Origin of the sequence: Streptomyces sp. NPDC005266 (genome assembly GCF_040607655.1) — a bacterium.
Classification (GTDB): Bacteria; Actinomycetota; Actinomycetes; order Streptomycetales; family Streptomycetaceae; genus Streptomyces.
In genome coordinates this window covers 141,546-165,963 of sequence record NZ_JBEXHC010000007.1, presented here as the reverse complement: position 1 = coordinate 165,963, position 24,418 = coordinate 141,546, and the positions used below count along the sequence as shown (strand labels likewise).

Here is a 24,418-nt window from a genome sequence, read left to right as displayed (position 1 = left end):
GTCGGAGACCGCGTCACATGGGGAACGACAACAGCCGCACCTCTCCGGGCGGCCGGGTAACACCGTCACGCAAGGGTGTCCACATGGTCTGCAAAGGCATGACCACCACCCCATCCGGTTGCTCAACCTGAACGTCCCCCTCCACCACCCGCCAGCCGAGCCGCTGGTACAAGGAGACAAGGGGCAGGCGGCAGAAGAGAATCCCGTGCTGGGGCCCCATCGTCCGCGCGTGGTCCAGCGCTGCCGTCATGACCAGCCGTGCGAGTCCGCGCCCTCGTAGATCCGGCGCGACGGCCACGCCGCCGACGCCCACCACCTCCGTGCGCGCTCCCCCGATCGATACGGGCAGCCTCAACAGGCCCGTGTGGGCCACGAGGCGGCCTTCCAGCCTGACGCCGAAGTGATCCTCCTTGGGCAGCCACGTCAAGCCGTAGCCGTCCACGCCGAAGGGATCGGGGCTGTCGCCGAGGATTTCGCCCTGGTCGGCCTTCGTGTACCGCGTCAGCCGCTCCACGGCGGGCGGGGACGCGGGAGACATGTGATCAGCCATCAACGAATGATCCTGTCCCTGCGGCCTGTTGGCCACCTGAAACCCTGAGCTTCGGGCGCCGGGGATCGAGCGCTCTGTCCAAGGAATGGGTGGTGGGGTACAACCCACCACCCTCCCTCATGACTTTTCGTGACCGACTTGCCACGGGCGGTCGTCGCGCTCTAGGTTCGCAACAACAAACGACCCCGGCCGGTGCGCCAACACCATGCCGGGGTCTGACCTACAAGATCGAAAGCGACTCGATCCGTGGCTTCTCACGACCTTAGCGTTGCCCCGCGCCCGTCCGCACACCCCATGGCGAACCCCGGTTTCGGCAAGCGGAGCGCACCCGGCCAATCCCCTCGTCGCGCCCACGACTTCGCACATCTGCCCAAGCGTGAGGCGGCCATCGCCGCGTACATCGACCGGCTTCCGGACGGTGCGGCCATTGACGCCAAGACGCTCGCCAAGTCCCTGCCCGACTACGGTCAGATGGCCTGCGCCACGGCGCTGCGGCGGCTGTCCGAGGCCGGTCATCTGCGGCGCGTCCGGGAACACCACATCACCGAGGACGGGGCGCGCTGGGTGACCCGCACCTTCTTCTCGCGGACGGCGCGCGGGGAGGAGTGGTGGGCGGCGTTCCTGGACGGCGGCGAGGGCGCGGCCGCCGACCCGGACCCTCGGCCCGCCCCCGCGCCCTTACCCGTACCGGGGCCCGCCAGGCCGCCCGCGTACGACGCCCTGGCCGCCCTCGGCCGTACGGACCCCCGGATGACCCTCTCGGCCGCCGACTGCGCCCGCCTCGAACCGCTGGCCGCCGCCTGGCTGGCGCGTGGCGTGGGCCCGGCGCAGCTCGTACAGGCCCTGACGGCCGGGCTGCCGGCGCAGGTCCACAGCCCGGCGGCGATCGCCCGTACCCGCCTTGAGACCAAGATGCCGCCCGAGCCGCCGGTCGCCGAGCCTGGGCCGGAGATCGTGGTCCGCCGCCTCCTGGAATGCACGGCCTGCGGCCGTCCCGGCCCGCAGGCCGCCCTGCCGGGCGGGCTGTGCCGCGCCTGCCGGGGCGGCGACACGGCCCCGGCCGAGCCGCCGACCGGCCCCGACGTCCACTCCTGGGCCGCCCGCCTACGGGCTGCCGCCCGCACCCGTGAGAGGAGCCGCGCATGACGTCGCAACAAACGGTGCAACCCCAGATGCTCGTCGCCGAGTTCGAAGACCTGGCCCGCGCGGCGCCGGAAACCGTGTGGCTGGAGTTCGTCAACGGCAGGCTGGAAGTGAAGCCTGGCGCGGACGGCGCTCGGAGCGAAATCGTCGCGTGGCTCGTAAGGAGCTGCCTGCAGCAGCGGCCTGATCTGTCTCTGTACACCTACCGGGGGCTGAAGGTAGAGGCACACCGGGAGGGCAGGGCTCGCCCCGACGGGGTTCTCGCGCCGCGTCGGCACATCGTGGGACACGGAGAGTGGTCCGACCCGGAAGGGATGCTGATGGCCGTCGAGGTCACCCCGCGGGATCCGGAGGCGGTCCGAAGTGTCCGGTTCGCGAAGTGCGACGGCTACGCGGCCGCGGGCATCCCGGTCTACCTCCTGGTCGACCGGGACGACCGCACGGTCGTCGTCCACACCGAGCCGGAGGCGGGGAGATACAGGAGCCTGACGTCGCGGCCCTACGGCACGGTGATCGAGATCCCCGACCCGGTCGGGGTCACTCTGGAGACTGAGAAATTAAGGGGTTACGGCTCGTGAACCATCGGGCCAGCCGACACCACAAGTGGCCCTCCGTGGCCACAGCAGCGCCCCGGCCATGTCTCTGGCGCACAGTGGACAGGCAGAAAATCTCGGCCGGCATCGCCCCGGAGTCCGCTGAGGAGAGCACCATGAGCGCGCAGCCCGTGCATTCGCATGAACCCGAGGAGCCGAGGGTTCCTCGGACGATCAACGGGATTGCCGATGCACTGAGCGGAGCTCGGCGGATGGAGTTCTATCGAGAAGTGGGGCAGGCCCAGGCCGGGTCGGAGCTGCAGCATGTGATCGCGACATGGTGGGGCCACGCGATGCTCGATACCGACCCGGAGCGGGAACGCACCATTGCGGCTGTAGAAGCGGGGACCTTGCCCACGGTGACCATGGAAGAGGTCGTCCGGCGACGCCGGGCCAATGGTGTAGCGATCCCTGGTGAATGAAGAGGATCTCTGACCCGTCGAGCCCTCCGCCGCCGTGGCCGAGACGCTCGCCGATCCGGCCCTCCCGGTCGAGCTTTTCTCGAAGAGCGTCGCACTCACCGTGGCTATCGCTGACCCATGGGTGAAGGTCAGCTCGGCGGCCCCTCAGGGCGGTGGTTGGCGCACGGTACCCATTCCGGACGGCGGCGGCATCGTGGAATACGTGATCAACGAGGCCGGCCACTGCGTGCTGCTCACCCGCGTCTTTCCCTTTTGACCGTTGGTCCTGTCGTCCGCCAACGTCAGCTGAAACCGAACTGCCTCGGCGCGGCCGCGTCCAACGTGTCCTTGACCATGGCGAGGGCCGCGCCGAGCGGGCTGGAGCGGCCGCCGCTGACCGTGATGTCGCCCGCCTCCGGGCAGCCGTAGACCACGGCCTTCTCGGGGCCGTTGAGGGCGTAGAGCGGGTCGCCCGGTCCCGTCTCCTCCAACCGGACGCGGACGACGAGGGGTTCGTCCGCCGAGGCGGTCGCGACCGAGCGCAGGCGCAGGCCCCGTCCGGCGGCCGCGCGGGCCGCGTCCGCCGTGCTGTCATCCATCCCTACTGTCGTCGTGCGGACGGCGGACGCGTCCCAGCCCCACAACAGGGCGGCCAGCAGCCGCGCCTTCGTGGCGGCGTCGGCACCGGAGAGGTCGGCCGACGGGTCGGCCTCGGCGATACCGCGTCGCTGGGCCTCGGCGACCGCGTCCGCCAGCGAGTCGCCCGCCGCCAGCCGGTCGAGGACGAAGGTGGCGGTGCCACCCAGGCAGGCGCGGAGGGTGCGGCAGCCGAGGCCCCGTAGGCCGGTCCGGGCGAGATCGGCGGCGGGGAGGGCGGCGCCGGTGGCCCCCGAGATCCGGATCCGGCCGCGGCCCTCGGCCGCCGCCCGGCCCAGTTCGCCCCAGTGGCTGAGCAGATGACTCTTGGCGGCCGTGACAACGTGGACGCCCCGGCGCAGGGCGAACAGGGCATCGGCGGCGGCCTGTTCCCGCACCGCCGGGGACGACGGCACGGCCTGTGCCAGTACCACCGCCCCCGTCCGTTCCAACGTCTCGGCGAGGGGCGGCAACGGGCCCCAGCCGTGGCGAGGCTCCGGCGGCAGTCCTTCGGCGTCGCTGGTGCGGACGGCGGCGAGCCGTAGCGGCCCGTCGCCGCTGATCAGTTGCTCGGCGTAGGCCTGCCCGACAGGCCCGTAACCCGACAGCACCACCGGGGCTTCATAAGACATGCGGCCAGTATGGCCCTGTGCTCGGCCGCATAGCCTGGCCTCGCCATGGGGGCGATGCGCTACGGCTCCTGGACGGCTACGGAGATGCGCGGGCAGTCGAGCTGCGCGAACGCGTTGAGCGCCGACGGGAGCCGTAGCGCTGCCCGTCAGGCGGGACGGGCCGCGCCCGCGAAGGGCATGTCGGTGAGGGAGGCCAGGCGGACAGGGGCGCCGGGGTGGGGGGCGTGGATCATGCGGCCGTTGCCGACGTAGAGGCCGACGTGGCTGATCCCGGAGTAGAAGAAGACCAGGTCGCCGGGGGCCAGTTCGGTGCGGGAGATGCGGTGGCCGGCGTTGATCTGGGTGTAGGTGGTGCGGGGGAGCGAGACGCCGGCGGCGCGCCAGGCGGCCTGGGTGAGCCCGGAGCAGTCATAGCCGTGCGGACCGGTGGCGCCCCAGATGTAGGGCTTGCCGAGGGCCGCGTAGGCGAAGGAGACGGCGCGGGCCGCGCGGGTGCTGGCGGGGGCGGGGTGCTGCTTGGTGGCGCGGGCCGCCGGGTGGGCGGGGCGGGTGTCCCTGGCCTCCAGGCGCTGCCGCTGTTCCCGGGTCAGCCGGTCGAGGAGGCGATCGGCGGCGGCGAGCTTCTTCTGGACGGCCTGTCGGTGGCGGGCGGCGGCCGCCTGGCAGTCGCGCAGCTCGTGCAGGCGGTCGGCCGCCTTGCCGCGCAGCGTGCGTAACTTCTTCTCCTGGTGGCCGATGCTCGCGATCGTGGCGGCCTGGCGGTCGCCCGCGCGGTCGGCGAGCGAGGCGCGCCGCAGATACTGGTCGGGGGAGGAGGACAGGGCGAGCTGGAGGGTGGGGGCGACGGTCCCGGTGCGGTACTGGGCGGTGGCGAAGGCGCCCAGCGCGTTGCGGGCGGTGTTGAGGCGGGCGGTGCGGCGGGCGGCCTCGTCGCGTAAGTCCTCGTACGCCTCACGGGCCTTGGCGGCCGTCGACTTCGCGCCGTTGAACTTCTCGGTGGCCTCCTCGGCCTCTCGCTGGTACCGGTCGACCTTGGCCTTCACCTGAGCCAGGGTGGCGGGCGCGGGACGGGGGTCGGCGCAACCGGTGCCGCCCAGCAGGGTGGCGGAGGCGGCGCCCGTGAGGGCCAGGAGTGCGGCCGTGCGGGCGGTGGTGCCGGCGAGCGAACGCTGCTTGGGCTGCTGGTGTTTCGTATGCGACCTGTGCGACGCCACTGCGGCCGTTCACCTTTCCTGGGGGGAGCTGACAGGTGGCAGTCCGCCCATGAGGCGGGGACCCTCGGATGACGGGAAGCGGACTGCCACCTGAAGGAGGAAGCTAAGGCGCCCGGTGGGGCCGGTGCGGTGCGATGAACGGGAGTGGACGGATTTCGTCGCTGTGGTGGCCGTGGCTGATCGGGCGGTTTGCGGGGTGGTGGTGAGCGGAGGGCGGCTCTGACCGAAGCGATGATCGGGGCCCACCCGAGTGCGGGGCGGTGCTATGCGCGGGGCTAGTCTCCGAGCCATGGACGTACTGATTCATGTGTTCGTCGGTCTGCACATCGTCGGCATCGCCGCGCTGCTCGGCGGCTTCCTCACGCAGATGAAGGCGATGCGGTCGGGCGAGGCCCGGATGGTCCCGGGGATGCTGCACGGGGCGCTGACCATGCTGGTGACCGGGGTGGCGCTGGTCGGGCTCAACCAGGCCGAGGACACCACCGTCAACACGGTGAAGATCGGCGTGAAGCTGGCGCTGCTGATCGTGATCCTGGGCCTGGTCTATGTGAAGCGGGACGAGGAGAAGGTCGAGCCGGGGCTCTTCGGCGCGGTGGGCGCCCTCACGACGGCGAACATCTTCATCGCGGTGCTGTGGACCTGATCGTCCGGCTCGTATGACCAATAGCGGGTATAACGGACTGATACCGTGCGCAACCCTTCGCACTCGCGAGCTGTCTTACCAAGACCAAGGCAGTTCGGAGGGAGTGGCAATGGGGGTAGTGGGGGCGATCAAGAGCCGTCGGGGGCGCCGGGCGGGGGCCGCGCTGGGGCTGATGGGGATGGTGGTGCCACTCGCGTTGGCCGCCGCCAACCCGGCGCAGGCGGCGCGGGCCGCGTCTGCCGCGACGTCGTGCACCACCAGCACCGGTCCGTACCAGAAGCAGGCCGAGAAGTTCCTCGGCCGCCCCGTCGACGGGCGGCAGTCCCGGGCGGACTGCCTGGCGATCCAGAATTTCCAGATCAACCACGGCATAAGCCCGACCATCGGCTACGCCGGCCCGGTCACCTGGGGCGTGATGAGCCTCATCAACACCCAGAAGGCGGCGGGAGACAACCCGAACGCGGCGAGAAAATGCCCGACCAACAAGGGCCGCATCGCCTGCGTCGACCTCACCCGGCAGCTGAGCTGGGTCCAGGACGGCTCCCGGCTGGTCTACGGGCCGGTGCCGGTACGGACCGGGCGCGACCGGTACGAGACCCGCACCGGGCTGAAGAAGATCTACTGGCGGGACATCGACCACTGGTCGACGCTCTATGACGTCGCCATGCCGTACAGCCAGTTCTTCGACGGCGGGCAGGCGTTCCACTCCATCGCGGGGAGCGTGTGGTCGCCGCCCGGCTCCCATGGCTGCGTCAACTTGCGCTCGGCCGACGCGAAGAAGTACTGGAGCCTGCTGAAGAACGGCGACGATGTGTACGTGTACGGGCGCAAGCCGGGCACGTGAGCCTGATGGTGCGGCTGCCCGGCGCCGGGCAGCCGCACCGCACTACGGTCCGCACTAAGCGTTACGGCGAAGTCAAGTGCTGATCCTTCTCGGCGTCCAAGCCCTCGGCCAGGCCGAACGGCGAGGGACCAGCGGCGAACTTCACCGCATCCGCTCAGGCGGGCCGTACGCTCCCATAGATCGGCATCTCGGTGATCGGGGCCTTCTTCACCACGTCCCCGGGCTTCGGCGCGTGGATCATCATCCCGTTGCCTATATAGAGCCCGACATGGCTGATGTCGTCATAGAAGAAGACGAGATCGCCCGGCTGGAGGTCGGACGTGGAGACGCGCGTGCCGGCCTTCACCTGGTCCCAGGTCGTGCGCGGCAGCGACACCCCGGCGGTCTTCCAGGCGGCCTGGGTCAGCCCTGAGCAGTCGAAGGAGTTGGGGCCGGTCGCGCCCCAGACGTACGGCTTGCCGACCTGCGCCTTCGCGAAGGCGACCGCCTGGGCCGCCTTCGAGCTGTTGGAGGGGACGGACGGTGCGGAGGGGGCCGTCGAACCGGAGCCGGAGCTGTCGTTGCGCTCCTGCTGCTGCTTGCGCTCGGCCGCCGCCTGGCGCTGCTTCTGGGCCAGCTCCGCCGCCTTGCGCCGGTCCTCCGCCTCCTTCTTCCTCTCGATCTCCGCCAGCCGGGCCTTCTCCTTGGCCGTCAGATTCGCCAGCAGTCGGCGGGCCTCGGCCAGCTTGTCCTGGACGGACTTCTTCTGGGTCTTCAGCTCCTTCTGCGACGCGGTCAGCGAGGCCAGGCTCTCGGTGGCCTTACCGCGCTCCTCGGCGGCCTTCGTCCGCTGCGTCTCGAAGTCGTCGACGGCCTGCTTCTGCTTGCCGCTCATCCGGTCCATGAGGTGGGACTGGTCGAACATGTCCTGCGGATCGTTGGAGAACAGCAGGGCCGCGGCGCTGGTGGCCATGCCACCGTCGCGGTACTGGGCGGCGGCGTAATTGCCGAGCGTGCGCCGCGCCTCGTTCAGCTTCTCGGTCCGCTGCGCGACCTTGTCCAGCAGCCGGTCCACCTTGACGCGCTGCTGGTCGGTGCGCTCCTTGGCGGCGTTGTAGCGCTGGGTGGCGGTTTCCGCCTGGTGGTAGAGGGTGTCGACCCTCTCTTTGACCTTCTCGATCGACTGGGTGGCGGCCGGTTTGTGATCGCCGGGCGCGGCGTTCGCCGTCTGGGACAGGAGCGTGACGGAAGCCAGGGCGGCGGTGGTGACCCCGACAGCGGTACGGCGGCCAGGACCGGAGAGCGAGGCCGGTATTCGGGTCCGCGGCTTGCGGTGCGACGCCAAGGGTGGCGACTCCTTCCGTGGACCGCCTACCGGGTTAGCTGTCGGGTTCGGGCGGTTCGGAAGGCTGCCCTACGGCCCACGCGGCCGATTCACCCCGGTCTTGCGTTGTGGGTCCCCGGCTCCGGCTGCCACGGTGTCGCGACGTTCCGGACTCGGCGGAGGCCGCCCGTGCCGACGCGGTCGCCGACGGGTGTCGGGCTGCCTGACGCAGGACGGTAACGAACTAGTGGTGCTTCTGTGAAGGCTGATGGTCGTTTTACCCGAAACACCCCTCGAGACGGCCCTGTGCGGGTCCCGTCCCCGCCGTCTGGACCGCCCACCGGCCAGAGGCCGCTGAGGGTGCGCCCCCTCCCCGGCGCCCGACCGGACCACCAAAGCGGCAGCCGCCAGCGCTCGGGAGGGGGCGGGGGTGCAGGGGCGGGGGGCCTGGACGCCTACGTGTATTTGTGGCGCCGATCTCCGGCCCACCCCACGCTTCCGGCTTCCGGCGCCTAAATATATCGGTCCAGGCCCCCCGCCCCGGAGGCCCCGCCCCCGGCGCCCGACGACGCACCCTGGCACCCGACACCGCCCCCCCGGCGCCCGACGACGCACCCTGGCACCCGGCACCGCACCCCCGGCGCCCGACGACGCACCCTGGCACCCGACACCGCACCCCGGCACCCGACGACGCACCGTGGCACCCGACAACGCACCCCCGGGTCGCCCTATCCGCGCCTACGTGTCGGTGGCGCCGCTTAGACTCGGTGAGCGATGAGCAGCCTCTTTGACGACAGCTTCCTGGCGGACCTCGGGCACTCCGACGAGGAGCCCCCGCCGCCTGAGGACCGCGAGGGACCCGTGGAGCACGGCCCCGTGGGCGGTGAAGACGTGCCGCACTACCTCTTCCGCACCGGCTTCGACGCGCCCGCGCCGCCCAGAGAGGCGTATTACCGGGACGGCGCCGCGCGGCCGGTCGTGGACATGTCCGCGCTGCTCGAGGGGATGAACGAGCAGCAGCGGGCCGCCGTGGAGCACACCGGCTCGCCCCTGCTGATCGTCGCCGGCGCCGGCTCCGGCAAGACCCGGGTCCTTACCCACCGCATCGCGTATCTGCTCGGCGCGCGCGGGGTGCACCCCGGCCAGATCCTCGCCATCACCTTCACGAACAAGGCGGCGGGGGAGATGAAGGAGCGGGTCGAGCAGCTGGTCGGCCCCCGGGCCAATGCGATGTGGGTGTCGACGTTCCACAGCGCGTGCGTCCGCATCCTGCGCCGCGAATCGAAGAAGCTCGGCTTCACGTCCTCGTTCTCGATCTACGACGCCGCCGACTCGAAGCGGCTGATGGCGCTGGTGTGCCGGGACCTGGACCTCGACCCCAAGCGGTTCCCGCCGAAGTCCTTCAGCGCCAAGATCTCCAACCTCAAGAACGAGCTGATCGACGAGGAGACCTTCGCGGGGCAGGCGGCAGGGGGCACCTCCCGGACGGAGTCCGGGGGAGGGTTCGAGAAGACCCTCGCCGAGGCATACGCGATGTATCAGTCGCGGTTGCGCGAGGCCAACGCCCTCGACTTCGACGACATCATCATGACGACGGTCAATCTGCTCCAGGCGTTCCCGGACGTCGCCGAGCACTACCGCCGCCGCTTCCGGCACGTCCTCGTCGACGAGTACCAGGACACCAACCACGCGCAGTACACCCTGGTGCGCGAGCTGGTGGGCACCGGGGAGGACGCGGGCGAGCTGTGCGTCGTGGGCGACGCCGACCAGTCGATCTACGCCTTCCGGGGCGCCACGATCCGTAACATCCTCCAGTTCGAGGAGGACTACCCGGCCGCGCGGACGATCCTGCTCGAGCAGAACTACCGCTCGACCCAGACGATCCTGAGCGCGGCCAACGCCGTCATCGAGCGCAATGAGAACCGCCGCCCGAAGAACCTGTGGACCGAGGCGGGCGCCGGGGCCACGATCACCGGCTATGTGGCCGACACCGAGCACGACGAGGCGCAGTTCGTCGCCGACGAGATCGACCGGCTGACCGACGAGGGCGACGCCAAGGCGGGAGACGTCGCCGTCTTCTACCGGACCAACGCCCAGTCCCGTGTCTTCGAGGAAGTCTTCATCCGGGTCGGGCTGCCGTACAAGGTCGTCGGCGGAGTGCGCTTCTACGAACGCAAGGAGGTCCGTGACGTCCTCGCGTATCTGCGGGTGCTGGCCAACCCGGAGGACACCGTCCCGCTGCGCCGGATCCTGAATGTGCCCAAGCGCGGCATCGGGGAGCGCGCGGAGGCGATGATCGATGCGCTGGCGGCGCGCGAGAAGATCACCTTCCCGCAGGCGCTGCGCCGGGTCGACGAGGCGTACGGCATGGCGGCCCGCTCGGCGAACGCCGTCAAGCGGTTCAACACGCTGATGGAGGAGTTGCGGACCATCGTCGAGTCGGGGGCGAGCGCCGCGACCGTTGTGGAAGCGGTGCTGGAGCGGACGGGCTATCTGGCCGAGCTCCAGGCGTCCACGGACCCGCAGGACGAGACCCGCATCGAGAACCTCCAGGAACTGGCGGCCGTGGCCCTGGAGTTCGAGCAGGACCGGGGTGAGGAGAATCCCGGCACGCTCGCGGACTTCCTGGAGCAGGTCGCGCTCGTCGCCGACTCCGACCAGATCCCGGACGAGGACACCGAGGGGGCGGGCGTCATCACGCTGATGACGCTGCACACGGCCAAGGGGCTGGAGTTCCCGGTCGTCTTCCTCAGCGGCATGGAGGACGGGGTCTTCCCGCATATGCGGGCGCTCGGCCAGACCAAGGAGCTGGAGGAGGAGCGGCGGCTGGCGTACGTCGGGATCACCCGGGCGCGTGAGCGGCTCTATCTGACGCGCTCGACGATGCGCAGCGCGTGGGGACAGCCCGCGTACAACCCGCCGTCCCGCTTCCTGGAGGAGATCCCGGACCAGTATGTGAAGTGGCGGCGCACCGGGCCCGCCACGCCGTCGGCGTCGATGGGCGCCGTCGCCTCTACACCGTCGATGCTGTCGTCATCGCGCTCGCGCGCGGGGGCCAGCGGTTTCGCGACCCGGCGGGCGAAGGAGCGCCCGGTGGTCTCCCTGGCCATCGGCGACCGGGTCACGCACGACTCGTTCGGCCTCGGCACCGTCGTCGGCGTGAAGGGCAGCGGGGACAACGCGGAGGCGACGATCGACTTCGGTGAGGACAAGCCGAAGCGGCTGCTGCTGCGGTACGCGCCGGTCGAGAAGCTGTAGTCCGGGTTTACGTCCGGGTTCGCGTCCGGGTTTGCGGGTTTACCGGTTTACGGGGGCCGGTCAGTTCGGGTCGAGGCCGTGGCCGCGCAGCCACGGCAGCGGGTCAACGGCCGCGCCGCCGCCCGGGTGGACCTCGAAGTGCAGATGCGGACCGGTGGAGTTACCGGAGTTCCCGGAGTACGCGATGGTGTCCCCGGCCTTGACGGACCCCGAGCGGATCTTGGCGCTGCTGAGGTGGCAGTACCAGGTCTCCGTACCGTCCGGAGCGGTCACTATGACCATGTTGCCGTAGGCGTCGTTCCACTGGGTGCGCACGGTACCGTCCGTCGCGGCCATCACGGGCGTGCCGTAGCTGACCGGGAAGTCGATGCCGGTGTGCACCGACATCCAGTTGATACCGGCCTGGCCGAAGGTGGCGCTGAGGCCGTGCTGCGCGACCGGGATCGCGAACTTCGGGCGCAGCGCTTCCTTGCGCGCCGCCTCCTCGATCTTCCGCTTCCGCTCGGCGGCCTGGCGCGCCTGGAGGTCGATCCGCTCCTGGGTACGGCTGGCGCGGTCCCGGAAGTCGTCGGCGCCCTCGCGGACCCCGGCGAGCTGGGAGTCCAGCTTGCTGTTGGCGGCGGTGGCGATGGAGGGCTTGACCGGTGCCGCGGCGGTGTCGGCGGCTGCCTGCGTGGTCGTGTCGTCCTTGGTGTCGCTGCCCATGACGGAGGCGGCGGCCACGGCAGTGACGCCCAGTGCGCAGACGGAGGGAACGGCGACGGTGAGGAGCGCGGAACGGCGGGGGCGCGGGGCGGTGGCGCGGGGAGCGGGGGTGCGGCGGCGGCCGCGGCTGCCGCCCCGGCGGGAGGAGGGCGCGGGCTGCTCGTGCTCGGCCGCCGCCCCGGGTTCGGGTTCGGCTTCGGGGGCGGCCGACTTGTCCTCCATGCCGGAGAAGCCGAAGGTGGCCGTCTCGTCCTGCGCCAGGGCGGCTTGATCGAGCGCGGCCTGCTCGAGGTCGGCTTGATCGAGCGCGATCTGGTCCAGCGCGGCCTCGTCGAGGGCGGGCTGGTCGATCCGGGTGTGGTCGAACCCCGGCTGTTCGTACTGCGCCTCATCGACGGTCGCGTAGGCCGAGGTGTCCCAATACTGGGTCTGGCCGGTGTCGATACCCGAGGTGTCGTACACCTCCGGCTGCTCGTAGCCCTCGTGCTGCTCGTACGTCTGGTAGCCGGTGCCGGTGCCGGCGTGCCACTGGCCGGTGGCGTTCGCGTCCCAGGCGCCCATGTCCCAGTGGGCACCGGTCTCGGCGTCCTGCTGGGCGGGGATACCAGTGGGCAGCTGATATCCGGAGGCGGCCCACATCGCGGTGGTGTCGCAGGCGCCGGTCTCGTACGCGCCGGTCTCGTACGCGCCGGTGTGGTGCTGACCCGCGTCGTACATGCCGTCGTACAGGCCGGAGTCGTGCTGGCCGGTCGCCGCCCACTGCGAGGCGTCGTACTGGCCGCTGTGCGCGTCGTAGCCGCCGGGGAGCGTGCCGAAGAGCGGATCGCCGTCGCCATAGGCGGCGCCCAGGTGATCGAAGCTGCCGGTGGCGTAGCCGTCGTGCCCGCCGTAGCCATGCGCTGAGTCCTGCCGGCCATATGCCGCGTCATAGGAATACGAGGCGTCGGGAGCGGGGACAGTCGGGAGAGGGGACCCCGACGGGTGACGGTCGTTCACCACCAACCAACTTCTCTTTCGCCTCGGCTGCAGGAGAATTAGCGGCGACTGTACCCGGCGGTAAGCGCCAGCGACAATCTTCAGCAAGTTTTTAGCATCCCGGGAAATGGCATTTGGTCGTCTTTCGGTTGACTGTACGCATGCCTTTGGCCGGGCGTTCGATTGATGTTCGGCAATTTTCGGCCTCGTCAGGCGACCGAGAAGGCGTCGGAGGCGGCGTTCGGTGCCTCATCGGCGGCGTCCAGTGCCTCGCGGACCCCGGTGGCGACGGCGGAATGCACCGGCAGGGCGAGATGTCCGATTCCGTTGACGCGGATGTTGCGCACGACCACATCCGGATGGTCTAACCGGGCCACCTCCGGCGGGATCATCAACTGATCCACATCGCTCCAGAAAGAGATGAAGCGCGTACGGCAATCGGGAGCAGGCTGACGCAATTCCGCAATCACATCCGAGTCCGGGCACATCTGACGCACGAGCGGATGTGCGGACAACAGCGGCGCGATCCGGGTGCCCGCGTGCGGTGTCCCGAGCGTCACCAGGGTGTGGACGCGGACGTCACCGCCGAGCCGCTGGACGTAATAGCGGGCGATCAGGCCGCCCAGGCTGTGCCCGACGATGTCCACCGTGCTGTGGCCGGTGCGCGCGCACACCTCCTCGACATGGCGGCCGAGAAGGGCGGCGGCGGTTCGGATGTCACAGGTGAGAAGTGAGTAGTTGAGCGCCTCCACATGCTGACGGCCATGGCGGCTCAGGGAGCGGCGCAGCAGCACGAAGACGGAGCGGTTGTCGATGAAGCCGTGGAGGAGCAGCACCGGCCGGCGGGCCCGGCCCTCGGTCGGCAGCCGAGCCGCCGCACCGGGCGGCGGCGGGGCGGGCGGGCGCTCCTGGCGCAGCCCGGTCGGATAGAGCAGCAGATGCCCGGCGAGAATCGCCAGGTCGAGGGCGATGGCCCGGATTCGTACGAGGCCCATGACGGCCGACCTCCTGAACGGCGCACGGGAGGCGGCTGAAGCCCCCCGTAAGCCCACACGGGCAGCCGTGGCCCGGCCCCGGTCATGGTGATCTGGCCTCATGACCGCACCGTCGCACCGCGGCGCCGCGCGACTCATGGCGGCGCGACGCGGTGCGACGGTCCCCGCTGCGGCTCCCCTGATGGCCGGCCCGACCCCTGTGGATGTGCGAGTGCGGCTCGATGCGATGCGATGCGGATGCGGGTGCGGCCGATGACGAACGTGTCCCACGTGTGATTTCCCCCTCGCTGCGCGCCGCGAAACTGCCGGGTAAGGGATGCTGGAGATAACGTTCGTTCACGCCTGGGCGCGCGACGGCACCCCAGGCCATGCCAGAGCAATGGGGCTTGGAGGCAGTGATGGGTGTGACCGGTCCGATCCGTGTGGTGGTCGCGAAGCCGGGACTCGACGGCCATGACCGCGGGGCGAAGGTGATCGCGCGGGCGCTGCGCGACGCGGGCATGGAAGTCATCTACACCGGGCTGCACCAGACGCCCGAGCAGATCGTCGACACCGCGATCCAGGAGGACGCCGACGCGATCGGGCTGTCGATCCTCTCCGGTGCCCATATGACCCTCTTCGCGAAGGTGCTGGAGCTGCTGCGGGAACGCGAGGCGGAGGACATCAAGGTCTTCGGCGGCGGCATCATCCCCGAAGCAGACATTTCGCTGCTCAAGGAGCAGGGCGTCGCGGAGATCTTCACCCCCGGCGCCACGACGACCTCCATCGTCGACTGGGTCCGCCAGAACGTCCGCCCGGTGGCCGCCTGACCTCGCGGGCCACCCCCGCCACCCCGCCGAGCCCGCGCCCCGCCCCCACCGGCCCGTCACCCCGGGAACGGGCCGGGGCGGAGCCCGAACGGTGCCGGGGCAGGCCCCGAACGGCGCCCGGGCCAGCGCCTCGAGGATCCCCGGACCGGGGCCCGGGGCGGAGACCCCGACGGCGCCTGGGGCGGAAGCCCGGAACGGGTCCCGTGGCGGAGCCATCGAACGGGGCCGGGGCGAGGCCGGGAATGGCGCTCATAGCAGAGCCCCCGAACGGGCCGGGGCGGACCGACAGAACGGGCGGGGGGCGGAGCCCGAACGGTGCCCGGGGCCCAGCCCGGGCGTCACGCGGGGCAGGCCCCGGATGACAGAACGGGCCGGGGCGGGACCCCAGTCGGGTCCGGGTTGGGGCCCCGGGGGTCAGGTCGGCGGTGTCAGTTCGGCTCGCATCGCCGCCCGCAACCGCAGCGTGCCCACCAGGCGCTGAAACGCCTCCGCCCAATACCCTCCGGCCCCCGGCGCCGCACCCTCCTCCTCGTCCGGGATCGCCGTCAGCACCTTCAGCCGATCGGCCTGCCCCGGATCCAGACAGCGCTCGGCCATCCCCATGACCCCGCTGAAGCTCCAGGGGTAGCTGCCCGCGTCCCGGGCGATGTCCAGCGCGTCGACGACGGCCCGGCCGAGCGGTTCGGCCCACGGCACCGCGCACACTGCCAGCAGCCGGAACGCGTCGGACAGCCCATGGGACGCGATGAACTGGGCCACCCACTCCGCCCGTTCCCCGGCCGGCAGCGCCGACAGCAGCTTTGCCGGGTCCCGCCATGCCGCCGGTGCCGCGTCGCCGCCCGAGGCAGGGGGTGCCACCGGGGTGCCGAGGAGCGCGCGGGACCATGGTGCGCTGCGTTGCCGTACGGCCGCCCGGCACCAGGCCGCGTGCAGATCCGCCTGCCAGCCGTCCGCGACGGGCAGCGCCACGATCTCCGCGGGGCCGCGCCCGCCGAACCACTCGGACCAGCGGTCCAGTGGCGTCGCCTCCACCAACTGACCCAGCCACCACGACCGTTGCCCCCGGCCGGAGGGCGGCTTGGCCACGATGCCGTCGCGCTCCATCCCGCTGTCGCAGGCGGCCGGTGCCTCGACGGCGATCTGCCCGTCGCCGGTCAGGGACACACAGCCCCGCGACCGCTCGGCCATGCGCGCGGCGAGCGCGGAGCCGGGCAGTGCGGAGAGCAGCTCGGCGGCCGTCGCCCGCACGTTTCGACTGCGGTCGGACAGGGCCTGCTCCAGAAACTCCTCGTCGGAGGGGGAGAGATCATCGCGCAGCGAGTCCAGGAACATCAGCCGGTCCTCGGCTCGCTCGGTCGCCCAGGTGCCGCTGAGCAGGGCGAGACCGGCCGCCGGATCGCGGTGGCGCACCGCCGCCAGCAAGGAGACCCGCTCGGCGAACAGGCCCTCCTCCCACAGCCGCTGGACGTGGGCGGGGTCGGCCGGGTCGGTGGGGTCGGCGGAGTCGGATGGGGTGGGGAGAGCGGTTACACCCGCGCCTCGCCCCGCCGCCGCGCCGCGCAGCGCGAACTTCCACTCCGGATTGAGCCGGGCCAGCCACAGCGCCCGAGGCCCGCCCAGCGTCAGCGCCTCGAAACGCAGATCCGTACGGGCGCGGGCCGCGTCGAGCAGCGCCGGAAGCAGGGCGTCCGGCACGCGATAGCCGTGCTCGTTGGCGAGCGTGAGCCACTGCGGCAGCAGCTCGGCGAGGTCGGGCGCCGAGCGCGGGCCGCCGCGCCCCGGCGCCGAACGGCCGGCCAGCAGCATCGCCAGTCTGCTCCGCGCGGCCGGGGGCAGGCCCGGACGCGGATCCCCCGGCGCCCGGTCGGGCGCCGGCCGGGCCGGGGCGGGCCGCAGCCCGGCCCGCCGCCGCACCGTGCTGAGCGCGGCGGCGTCCAGCAGGGCGGACGGCGCGTCCTGCCCGGGGCGTGGGGTGACGGGCGGCGTACGGCGCTCGGTGCCGAGCAGGGCCGCCGCGACGAGATCGTCCCAGGGGGCGATGGTGGGTGTGCGCGCGGATGCGGATGGGAATGCGGACGCGGTGCCGTTCACTGCCGGCCTCCCTGCGATGTCGTTCCGGTGAGCGAGACCGGGCCCGGGTCCCAGGTGGTGAGGGGCGAGAAGCCACGGTGGCCGCACTCCCCGAAGACAGTGACCGGGCCACCGCCCGATATCGCCATCAACTGCCAGAGATTCGTACGCCCCACACAGCGTGGATCGACGGGCAGCGCCAACCCGCTCCGCGCATCCGCCAGCTGCCAGCCCTCGTCCCCGGGGACCGGGACCACATCGGAGAGCACGACCGGCCAGCCGTCCAGCCACGGATCGTCGCGGAGGGCCGCCCCATACGCGGAAAGCGCCTCCTCCACGCCACTTCCGGCCGGTGCGGCCGACGACGAGGGGGACAGGGCATCCCCGTACCGCGAGGCGAGAGCCGCGCGCAGCGGGCGCGCCCCCGGGTAGTAGGTGAGATCCGCGTCCAGGACCAACCCGGTGGGGAGGGCGAGCTCCGGGGACTGGCCGGCCGCGCCGTAGGACAACAGCAGCGCCATACCGCCCGTGCGCTCCCCGCGCAGCCAGATGCGGCGGGTGGTCAGCTTGCCGTCCGTCCCGTCCAGCCGCCCCAGGACCAGCCAGCGGTCCCGGATCGCCTCCCCGGACGCCAGCAGCTCGGCCACCGGCACCGTGACGCCCACCCGCGCGCGGGTGGTGGCGGCCAGCGTCTCCGGCAGCCGGTCCAGCTGGAGACAGCCCTGGTTGAGAAGGTGCGCCAGCGCGCACTCCTCCAGCAGTCGGGCCGGCCAGCCCGCCCCCGACGACGGGATCGCGCCCAGCTCCCGCACCCGCGCCTCAAGCCCCGGGGCCTGGGCGTCGACCATCCGGGCCGCCGTCTCCTCCCACGCCCCGTATCCGGCGCGGTCGGCCGTGGCCAGTCCATCGCGCAGCAGATCCGCCAGACGCCGCTCCAACTCCGAGGCGCCCGCGGCGATGCGCTGGGCGCGCCGCTCGGCGCGGCGGCGGGCCGCCTCCGGGTCGGCGGCGCCCCCGCTCTCGCCGTTCCGCGCGCCCGCGTCCGGCTCCGCCTGCCCGGCCGCGGCCGCCTCCTTCTCGGCGCGCTCGCGCCGCCCGGCGAGCCACTGCCCGGCCCACTCCGGTGGCTCCCCGCTCCCCGGCACGCCCCCGTCGCCCGTCGCCCACAGAAGCAGCAGACCCAGCGCGTGCTTGCACGGGAACTTCCGGCTCGGACAACCGCACCGATACCCGGGCCCGTTCAGATCCACCACCGTCTGGTACGGCTTGCTGCCACTGCCCGAGCACAGGCCCCACACCCCGTGGCCGTGGGCCCCCGTGCCCGACCACGGCCCGGCCGAGGCGAGCTTGCCGCCCGCCTTGCGCGACGCGGCGTCAGGAGCCAGGGCCAGCACCTGCTCCGCCGTCCAGCGTTCCCCCTGCGGATTCATGTCTGCGACGGTACGGGGCGCCACTGACAAACGCCTTGACCTGCGGGTTCGTTGGGCCTGGGGGCGTTGTCAGTGGGGTGGTGCAGGGTGGATTGCGCGTCCGGAAACGGAGCGAGAAACGAGTCGTGGGGGAGCTGTGACCGTCACTGTGCCCGGAACCGAATCCACTGAAATCAACGAGGCCGATGAGGCGCTGCGTCCGCACGCGGAAGACGCCTTCGCCGACGAACTGCGCGCACTGGCCGCCGCCGACGACCGCCCGCGCCCCGCGCGGTGGCGGCTGTCGCCCTGGGCGGTCGCCACGTATCTGCTGGGCGGCACGCTGCCCGACGGCACCGTGATCACGCCCAAGTACGTGGGCCCGCGCCGCATCGTCGAAGTCGCCGTCACCACGCTGGCGACCGACCGCGCCCTGCTGCTGCTCGGCGTGCCCGGCACGGCCAAGACCTGGGTCTCCGAGCATCTGGCGGCGGCCGTCAGCGGCGACTCGACACTGCTGGTACAAGGCACCGCCGGCACGCCGGAAGAGGCCATCCGATACGGCTGGAACTACGCCCGGCTCCTCGCTCACGGCCCCAGCCGCGCCGCGCTCGTGCCCAGCCCCGTGATGCGGGCCATGGCCGACGGCATGACCGCGCGCGTCGAGGAGCTGACCCGTATCCCCGCCGATGTCCAGGACACGCTGATCACCGTCCTGTCCGAGAAGACGCTCCCGATCCCGGAGCTGGGCGAGGAGGTCCAGGCGGTCCGTGGCTTCAACCTCATCGCGACCGCCAACGACCGCGACCGCGGCGTCAACGAACTCTCCAGCGCCCTGCGCCGCCGCTTCAACACGGTCGTCCTGCCGCTGCCCGCCACCCCCGAGGCCGAGGTCGACATCGTCTCCCGGCGCGTCGCCCAGATCGGCCGCTCGCTGGACCTCCCCGAGGTCCCGGAGGGCATCGAGGAGATCCGCCGCGTGGTCACCGTCTTCCGCGAGCTGCGGGAAGGGGTGACGGGCGACGGCCGCACCAAGCTCAAGTCGCCCTCGGGCACGTTGTCGACGGCCGAGGCCATCTCCGTCGTCACAGGCGGCCTCGCCCTCGCCGCCCACTTCGGCGACGGCGTCCTGCGGGCCGGCGACGTGGCGGCGGGCATCCTGGGCGCGGTCGTCCGCGACCCGGCGGCCGACCGCGTCATCTGGCAGGAGTATCTGGAAGCGGTCGTCCGCGAGCGCGACGGCTGGACGGACTTCTACCGCGCGTGCCGAGAGGTGACCGCGTGAGCGGCGGCCCGCGAGGGCGGGCCGCCATCCCGCCTGCCTCTGCGCGGGGGTTGGATGCGGCGGGTGCGTCCACGACCGCGCTTGTCCCCGTGCCGGGGTGGGAAGCGGCGGGCCCGTCCGCGACCGCGCCCTTCCCCGTGCCGGGGCTTGACCCGGCGACCCCGTCCACGGCCGCGCGGGGGGCGGCCGTGGACGGCGCCGGGGCAGACCACCCGGCGGGTGCGCCCGCCGCCCGGGAGGCTCGGCGCCCCATGGCGCCGAGCCCGTCTGCCCAGCCGTCGGCGGCGCGTGCCGCGAGCGCGCCCGCTGGCGGCGCCGGCCGAAGCGCCGTGGCGGCCATCCGGACGTCGCGGGTCCAGGCGGGGGCCGGGCCCCTGGCCGGGACGGCCGGCGCGCGGGGCGTGGCCGCGCCCGCCCCGGTCGCGGACGCGACCCCGGCGTGGCCGCTGCTCTTGGGGGTTCGGCATCACGGGCCCGGGTCCGCGCGGGCCGTGCGGGCGGCGTTGGACGCGTGTGTGCCTCGGGCCGTGCTCATCGAGGGGCCGCCCGAGGCGGACGCGATCGTGGGGCTCGCCGCCGAGGACGGCATGCGGCCGCCCGTCGCGCTGCTCGCGCATGCGGCGGACGACCCGGGGCGGGCCGGGTTCTGGCCGTTGGCCGGGTTCTCGCCGGAGTGGGTGGCCATCCAGTGGGCGCTGGCGCACGACGTCCCCGTACGGTTCATCGACCTTCCGGCGGCCAACTCGCTGGCGATGTCGGTCAAGGAGGCCCCGGTCGACCCGCCCCCGTCCGAGTCTCCGTCCGAGTCCCCGTGCGAGTCCCCATCCGACGAGCGGCTGAGGGTCGATCCGCTTGCCGTGCTCGCCGAGGCCGCCGGGTACGACGATCCCGAGCGGTGGTGGGAGGACGTCGTCGAGCATCGCGGCCTCGGGCCGGGGGCCGGTGCCGTCGGGTCCTTTGCCGCCGTCGGGGAAGCCATGGCCGCCATCCGAGGGGAGTACGGGGACGGCGGACATGAGAATGACGCCGCGCGGGAGGCCCATATGCGGCTTCGGTTGCGGGAGGCGCGGCGGGAGTTCGGGGAGGAGCTGGCCGTCGTCTGCGGGGCCTGGCATGTGCCGGCGCTGGCCGAGCGGACGACCGTGACCGCCGATCGGAAGCTGCTGAAGGGGCTGCCGAAGGTCAAGGCGGAGATCAGCTGGGTGCCGTGGACGCATCGCCGACTGGCGCGGCACAGCGGTTATGGGGCCGGGATCGCCTCGCCCGGGTGGTACAGCCATCTCTTCCACGCGCCGGACCGGCCGCTGGAGCGGTGGATGACCAAGGTCGCCGGGCTGCTGCGGGACGAGGACTTCGCGGTGTCGTCGGCGCATGTGATCGAGGCGGTACGGCTTGCCGGGACGCTCGCGGCCATGCGCGGGCGTCCGCTCGCCGGGCTGGCCGAGACGACGGACGCCGTGCGCGCGGTGATGTGCGAGGGCTCCGACGTGCCGATCGCGCTGGTGCGGGACCGGCTGGTGGTCGGGGATGTGCTCGGTGAGGTGCCGGAGTCGGCCCCGGCGGTGCCGCTCCAGCGGGATCTGATCCGTACGCAGCGCTCGCTGCGGCTCAAGCCCGAGGCGCAGGACCGCGAGCTGGAGCTGGATCTGCGGAAGGAGACGGACGCCGGGCGCGGTCGGTTGCTGCACCGGCTGCGGCTGCTGGGCGTCGACTGGGGCACCCCGGCCGTCTCGCGCGGCAGCACCGGCACCTTCCGGGAGACCTGGCGGCTGCGCTGGGAACCGGAGTTGTCGGTGCGGGTCGCCGAGGCGGGGGTATGGGGGACGACCGTGCTCTCGGCGGCCACCGCCAAGGCGGAGACGGACGCCCGAAGCGCCAGGAGCCTCGCCGAGGTGACCGAGCTCGCCGAGCGCTGTCTGCTCGCCGCGCTCCCGGCGGCCCTGCCCGTGGTGATGCGGGCGCTGGCCGACCGGGCCGCGCTCGACGCGGACGTCGGGCATCTCGCCAAGGCGCTGCCGGCGTTGGTGCGGTCGGTGCGGTATGGGGACGTACGCGGCACCGACACCGTCGCGCTCGGCAAGGTCGCCGTGGGGCTGGCCGAGCGGATCCTGGTCGGGCTGCCGCCCGCCTGCGTCGGCCTCGACGCGGACGGCGCGGCCGAGATGCGCGGCCATATGGAGGGCGTGCACCAGGCGATCGGGCTGCTGTCGGAGGCGGCGGGGACAGTAGTGGGGGCAACGGGGGCAGCGCCCGGGGCAACGGGGGCAGCGCCCGGGACAACGGGGGCAGCGCCCGGGACAACGGGGACAGCGCCCGGGACAACGGGGACAGGCCCCGGGACAACGGGGACAGCGCCCGGGACAACGGGGACAGCGCCCGGGACAACGGGGACAGGCCCCGGGACAACGGGGACAGGCCCCGGGACAACGGGGACAGGCCCCGGGACAACGGGGACAGCGCCCGGGACAACGGGGACAGGCCCCGCGGCAACGGGCGACCACAACGGGCTGCGGGCACGCTGGGCCGCCGTGTTGCGCTCCCTCGCCGGGCGGGACGGCGCCCCCGCGACCCCGGGCCTGATCCGGGGCCGGGCCGCGCGGCTGCTGCTGGACGACGGCCGGCTCGCGGAGGACGAGGCCGCCCGGTTGATGGGGCTCGCGCTCTCGCCCGGCACCGAGCCGGCCGAAGCGGCGTCCTGGATCGAGGGGTTCATCGGCGGCGGGGCGGGCGGCGGCATGCTGTTCGTCCATGACGAACGGCTGCTCGGCCTGGTCGACGGCTGGCTCACGGCCGTACCCCCGGAGGCGTTCACGGAAGTCCTGCCCCTGCTGCGGCGGACCTTCTCGGCGTACGGCACGGGCGTGCGCCGCGCCCTGGGCGAGTTGGTTCGCCGGGGCCCGGCAGGCCAGGAGGCCACGGGTGGGCAGGTCGCCCCCGCCGTCCCTGGCTTCGGTCCCGGGCTCGACCCCGGCCGCGCGGCGGCCGTCGTCCCCACGGTGCGCCTTCTGCTCGGCCTCGACCCTCATGAGACAGCGGAGAACGACGCGACGGAGGCAGCCCCATGACCGATGGTGACAACGAGCGGCTGCGCCGCTGGCGGCTGGTCCTCGGCGGACAGGGGGCCGACGGCACCGGCTACGGGCTGAGCGGCGCCGACGCCGCCATGGACCGTACGCTCGAGGCGCTCTACGGGGCCGGGGGCGGCCGCGGTCCCGGCGGCACGGGCGTGGCCGTCGGCCGCCCCGGCAGCGGTTCCGGCACCGGCACGGCGGCGGACGGCCGGCGCCCCGGCGGGCTCGGCGGTTCGGCGCCCCAAGTGGCGCGCTGGCTCGGTGACATCCGTACGTACTTCCCCACCTCCGTCGTCCAGGTCATGCAGCGCGACGCCATTGACCGCCTCGGGCTGTCGGCCCTGCTGCTGGAGCCGGAGATGCTGGAGGCCGTGGAGGCGGATGTGCATCTCGTCGGCACCCTGCTGTCGCTGAACAAGGCGATGCCGGAGACGACGAAGACGACCGCGCGGGCCGTCGTCCGCAAGGTCGTCGAGGATCTGGAGAAGCGGCTGGCGACGCGCACCCGCGCGACCCTCACCGGCGCGCTCGACCGCTCGTCCCGGATCAGCCGCCCGCGCCACCGGGACATCGACTGGGACCGCACCATCCGCGCCAACCTCAAGAACTATCTCCCCGAGCACAGGACAGTCGTCCCCGAGCGGCTGATCGGCTACGGGCGTGCGGCGCGCGGAGTGAAGAAGGACGTCATCCTGTGCATCGACCAGTCGGGGTCGATGGCCGCGTCCGTCGTCCACGCCTCCGTCTTCGGCGCCGTGCTCGCCTCGATGCGCTCCCTCGCCACCCGGCTCGTCGTCTTCGACACCTCCGTCGTTGACCTCACCGACCAGCTGGACGATCCGGTGGACGTCCTCTTCGGCACGCGGCTGGGCGGCGGCACCGACATCAACCGCGCGCTGGCGTACTGCCAGTCGCGGATCGCCCGGCCCGCCGACACCGTCGTCGTCCTCATCAGCGACCTCTACGAGGGCGGCATACGGGACGAGATGCTGGGGCGTGTGGCGGCGATGAAGGCGTCCGGTGTGCAGTTCGTGGCGCTCCTCGCGCTCTCGGACGAGGGGGCACCGAGTTACGACCGCCAACACGCGGCGGCGCTCGCCGCGCTGGGCGCGCCCGCCTTCGCCTGCACCCCCGATCTCTTCCCGGAGGTGATGGCGGCGGCGATCGAACGGCGCCGACTTCCGATACCGGACATGACGCCGCATCAGTGATCCGGGAGTTGCGCCGCCTCTTGCCGGTCGTGCGACGATCTTTCTCGTCGCCAGGGACGTGAGTCCGGCTGCCCGGTTGGCAGGATCGTCCCGTTCTGTGCGCCCCAAGCCGTATCGCCGTACGTCCTTACGTCATGTACACCTGCCCCCAGGGAAGGGTCCGCTGGTGTCTGCCGTGTCCGCCATGCCTGTCGCCGTGCGCCCGCCGCGCGCGGCAGGCGCACGGCGACAGGCATGGCGGGCGCTGCTGGTGGTGCTCTTCCTCCGGGTGGCCCTCGCGTTCCTGTTCGGCGGCAGCGCTCACCTCGCCGAGCGGGGAGAGTCGGCCGGGCCGGCGGCAGACCAGAAGGCCGTACGGCCCGTCCGGGAGCCGATCGAGCAGGAGGCGCAAAAGATCACCGAACCGGTCGGCGGCCTGGTCAGGGACACCGCGGGTGACCGCCAGCCGGTGCGCCTGCCCGACGTCGGCCTCGGCGAGCTGAGCGGCGCCGGCCAGGGCGGCTCCACGCCGGGCCAGGGTCCGGCCGGGGCGCGGTCGCCCCAAGGCGACACCGCGCCTGTACGCGAGGCGGTGCCTGTACGCGAGGCGGTGCCTGTACGCGAGGCGGTGCCTGTACGCGAGGCGGTGCCTGTACGCGAGGCGGTGCCTGTACGCGAGGCGGTGCCTGACG

General features: G+C 72.5%; 19 protein-coding genes, 1 pseudogene and 1 riboswitch. Of the genes and pseudogenes, 12 read left to right on the top strand and 8 right to left on the bottom strand.

The window, feature by feature from the left end; translation table 11 throughout:
- Positions 1–13: 13 nt before the first annotated feature.
- Positions 14–550 (bottom strand): GNAT family N-acetyltransferase, encoded by a 537-nt coding sequence (locus ABZU99_RS16375; RefSeq protein ID WP_356045841.1) that lies wholly within the window; start codon positions 548–550, stop codon positions 14–16.
- 294 nt (positions 551–844) lie between these two features.
- On the opposite strand from ABZU99_RS16375, the gene ABZU99_RS16370 reads away from it, so the two are divergent.
- The 4 genes from ABZU99_RS16370 to ABZU99_RS16355 all read left to right on the top strand — a co-directional run bounded on the left by ABZU99_RS16370 (position 845) and on the right by ABZU99_RS16355 (position 2,964).
- The gene (locus tag ABZU99_RS16370) at positions 845–1,696 is read left to right on the top strand and encodes a hypothetical protein (RefSeq protein WP_356045843.1); all 852 of its coding nucleotides are present in this window, start codon (positions 845–847) and stop codon (positions 1,694–1,696) included.
- Positions 1,693–2,271 carry a Uma2 family endonuclease gene (locus tag ABZU99_RS16365; protein ID WP_356045845.1) on the top strand — a complete coding sequence of 193 codons (579 nt, stop codon included), beginning with the start codon at positions 1,693–1,695 and terminating at the stop codon, positions 2,269–2,271. The genes ABZU99_RS16370 and ABZU99_RS16365 overlap by 4 nt, the downstream gene beginning before the upstream one ends.
- A 131-nt stretch (positions 2,272–2,402) precedes the next feature.
- Positions 2,403–2,708: a hypothetical protein gene (locus ABZU99_RS16360; protein ID WP_355950228.1), complete on the top strand. Its 306-nt coding sequence runs from the start codon at positions 2,403–2,405 to the stop codon at positions 2,706–2,708.
- Positions 2,709–2,742: 34 nt separating this feature from the next.
- On the top strand, positions 2,743–2,964 hold the full coding sequence (locus tag ABZU99_RS16355; protein ID WP_355950230.1) for a hypothetical protein: 222 nt from the start codon (positions 2,743–2,745) through the stop codon (positions 2,962–2,964).
- 25 nt (positions 2,965–2,989) lie between these two features.
- Here ABZU99_RS16355 and ABZU99_RS16350 read toward each other — a convergent pair whose 3' ends face one another.
- Positions 2,990–3,955, bottom strand: a complete 966-nt coding sequence (locus ABZU99_RS16350) for a homoserine dehydrogenase (RefSeq protein ID WP_355950233.1) — start codon at positions 3,953–3,955, stop codon at positions 2,990–2,992.
- A 146-nt stretch (positions 3,956–4,101) separates the two neighbouring features.
- The gene (locus tag ABZU99_RS16345) at positions 4,102–5,169 is read right to left on the bottom strand and encodes an NlpC/P60 family protein (protein WP_355950236.1); all 1,068 of its coding nucleotides are present in this window, start codon (positions 5,167–5,169) and stop codon (positions 4,102–4,104) included.
- A 289-nt stretch (positions 5,170–5,458) separates the two neighbouring features.
- Here ABZU99_RS16345 and ABZU99_RS16340 point away from each other — a divergent pair, with 289 nt between their 5' ends.
- Positions 5,459–5,812, top strand: coding sequence for a hypothetical protein (locus tag ABZU99_RS16340; RefSeq protein ID WP_355950239.1), 354 nt, complete (start codon positions 5,459–5,461; stop codon positions 5,810–5,812).
- Between the two features lie 109 nt (positions 5,813–5,921).
- Positions 5,922–6,656, top strand: a complete 735-nt coding sequence (locus ABZU99_RS16335; protein ID WP_355950241.1) for a L,D-transpeptidase — start codon at positions 5,922–5,924, stop codon at positions 6,654–6,656.
- A gap of 154 nt (positions 6,657–6,810) precedes the next feature.
- Here ABZU99_RS16335 and ABZU99_RS16330 read toward each other — a convergent pair whose 3' ends face one another.
- A complete protein-coding gene (locus ABZU99_RS16330) occupies positions 6,811–7,980 on the bottom strand; it encodes an NlpC/P60 family protein (RefSeq protein WP_355950244.1) in 1,170 nt (389 codons plus the stop codon).
- Positions 7,981–7,987: 7 nt separating this feature from the next.
- Positions 7,988–8,148: riboswitch (cyclic di-AMP (ydaO/yuaA leader) on the bottom strand.
- Between the two features lie 585 nt (positions 8,149–8,733).
- On the opposite strand from ABZU99_RS16330, the gene pcrA reads away from it, so the two are divergent.
- Positions 8,734–11,217: a DNA helicase PcrA gene (gene pcrA / locus ABZU99_RS16325; protein ID WP_355950247.1), complete on the top strand. Its 2,484-nt coding sequence runs from the start codon at positions 8,734–8,736 to the stop codon at positions 11,215–11,217.
- A gap of 60 nt (positions 11,218–11,277) precedes the next feature.
- Here pcrA and ABZU99_RS16320 read toward each other — a convergent pair whose 3' ends face one another.
- Positions 11,278–12,918, bottom strand: a complete 1,641-nt coding sequence (locus ABZU99_RS16320) for a M23 family metallopeptidase (RefSeq protein WP_356050305.1) — start codon at positions 12,916–12,918, stop codon at positions 11,278–11,280.
- A 188-nt stretch (positions 12,919–13,106) separates the two neighbouring features.
- A complete protein-coding gene (locus ABZU99_RS16315) occupies positions 13,107–13,892 on the bottom strand; it encodes an alpha/beta fold hydrolase (RefSeq protein ID WP_355950250.1) in 786 nt (261 codons plus the stop codon).
- A gap of 398 nt (positions 13,893–14,290) precedes the next feature.
- Here ABZU99_RS16315 and ABZU99_RS16310 point away from each other — a divergent pair, with 398 nt between their 5' ends.
- A complete protein-coding gene (locus ABZU99_RS16310; RefSeq protein WP_355950253.1) occupies positions 14,291–14,701 on the top strand; it encodes a cobalamin B12-binding domain-containing protein in 411 nt (136 codons plus the stop codon).
- A 414-nt stretch (positions 14,702–15,115) separates the two neighbouring features.
- On the opposite strand, the gene ABZU99_RS16305 is transcribed toward ABZU99_RS16310, so the two are convergent.
- Both ABZU99_RS16305 and ABZU99_RS16300 read right to left on the bottom strand, forming a co-directional pair.
- Positions 15,116–16,792 (bottom strand): DUF5691 domain-containing protein, encoded by a 1,677-nt coding sequence (locus tag ABZU99_RS16305; RefSeq protein ID WP_356050298.1) that lies wholly within the window; start codon positions 16,790–16,792, stop codon positions 15,116–15,118.
- Positions 16,789–18,201: an SWIM zinc finger family protein gene (locus ABZU99_RS16300; protein WP_356050299.1), complete on the bottom strand. Its 1,413-nt coding sequence runs from the start codon at positions 18,199–18,201 to the stop codon at positions 16,789–16,791. The genes ABZU99_RS16305 and ABZU99_RS16300 overlap by 4 nt, the downstream gene beginning before the upstream one ends.
- A gap of 136 nt (positions 18,202–18,337) precedes the next feature.
- On the opposite strand from ABZU99_RS16300, the gene ABZU99_RS16295 reads away from it, so the two are divergent.
- From ABZU99_RS16295 to ABZU99_RS16280, 4 genes and pseudogenes are all read left to right on the top strand, one after another.
- Entirely contained in the window at positions 18,338–19,465 is a 1,128-nt protein-coding gene (locus tag ABZU99_RS16295; protein ID WP_356050300.1) for an AAA family ATPase, read from the top strand.
- Positions 19,466–19,866: 401 nt separating this feature from the next.
- Positions 19,867–22,530 (top strand): DUF5682 family protein, encoded by a 2,664-nt coding sequence (locus tag ABZU99_RS16290; protein WP_356050306.1) that lies wholly within the window; start codon positions 19,867–19,869, stop codon positions 22,528–22,530.
- A complete protein-coding gene (locus ABZU99_RS16285) occupies positions 22,527–23,747 on the top strand; it encodes a VWA domain-containing protein (protein ID WP_356050301.1) in 1,221 nt (406 codons plus the stop codon). The genes ABZU99_RS16290 and ABZU99_RS16285 overlap by 4 nt, the downstream gene beginning before the upstream one ends.
- Positions 23,748–23,931: 184 nt before the next feature.
- Positions 23,932–24,418: pseudogene (locus ABZU99_RS16280) on the top strand (hypothetical protein); the annotation flags it as partial.

Bases quoted from the DNA above. Each gene is read 5' to 3' on its own strand.
- ABZU99_RS16375 (WP_356045841.1), bottom strand. From the start codon at position 550: ATGGCTGATCACATGTCTCCCGCGTCCCCGCCCGCCGTGGAGCGGCTG.
- ABZU99_RS16285 (WP_356050301.1), top strand. From the start codon at position 22,527: ATGACCGATGGTGACAACGAGCGGCTGCGCCGCTGGCGGCTGGTCCTC.
- pcrA (WP_355950247.1), top strand. From the start codon at position 8,734: ATGAGCAGCCTCTTTGACGACAGCTTCCTGGCGGACCTCGGGCACTCC.
- ABZU99_RS16300 (WP_356050299.1), bottom strand. From the start codon at position 18,201: ATGAATCCGCAGGGGGAACGCTGGACGGCGGAGCAGGTGCTGGCCCTG.
- ABZU99_RS16360 (WP_355950228.1), top strand. From the start codon at position 2,403: ATGAGCGCGCAGCCCGTGCATTCGCATGAACCCGAGGAGCCGAGGGTT.
- ABZU99_RS16365 (WP_356045845.1), top strand. From the start codon at position 1,693: ATGACGTCGCAACAAACGGTGCAACCCCAGATGCTCGTCGCCGAGTTC.
- ABZU99_RS16335 (WP_355950241.1), top strand. From the start codon at position 5,922: ATGGGGGTAGTGGGGGCGATCAAGAGCCGTCGGGGGCGCCGGGCGGGG.
- ABZU99_RS16315 (WP_355950250.1), bottom strand. From the start codon at position 13,892: ATGGGCCTCGTACGAATCCGGGCCATCGCCCTCGACCTGGCGATTCTC.
- ABZU99_RS16350 (WP_355950233.1), bottom strand. From the start codon at position 3,955: ATGTCTTATGAAGCCCCGGTGGTGCTGTCGGGTTACGGGCCTGTCGGG.
- ABZU99_RS16370 (WP_356045843.1), top strand. From the start codon at position 845: ATGGCGAACCCCGGTTTCGGCAAGCGGAGCGCACCCGGCCAATCCCCT.
- ABZU99_RS16340 (WP_355950239.1), top strand. From the start codon at position 5,459: ATGGACGTACTGATTCATGTGTTCGTCGGTCTGCACATCGTCGGCATC.
- ABZU99_RS16310 (WP_355950253.1), top strand. From the start codon at position 14,291: ATGGGTGTGACCGGTCCGATCCGTGTGGTGGTCGCGAAGCCGGGACTC.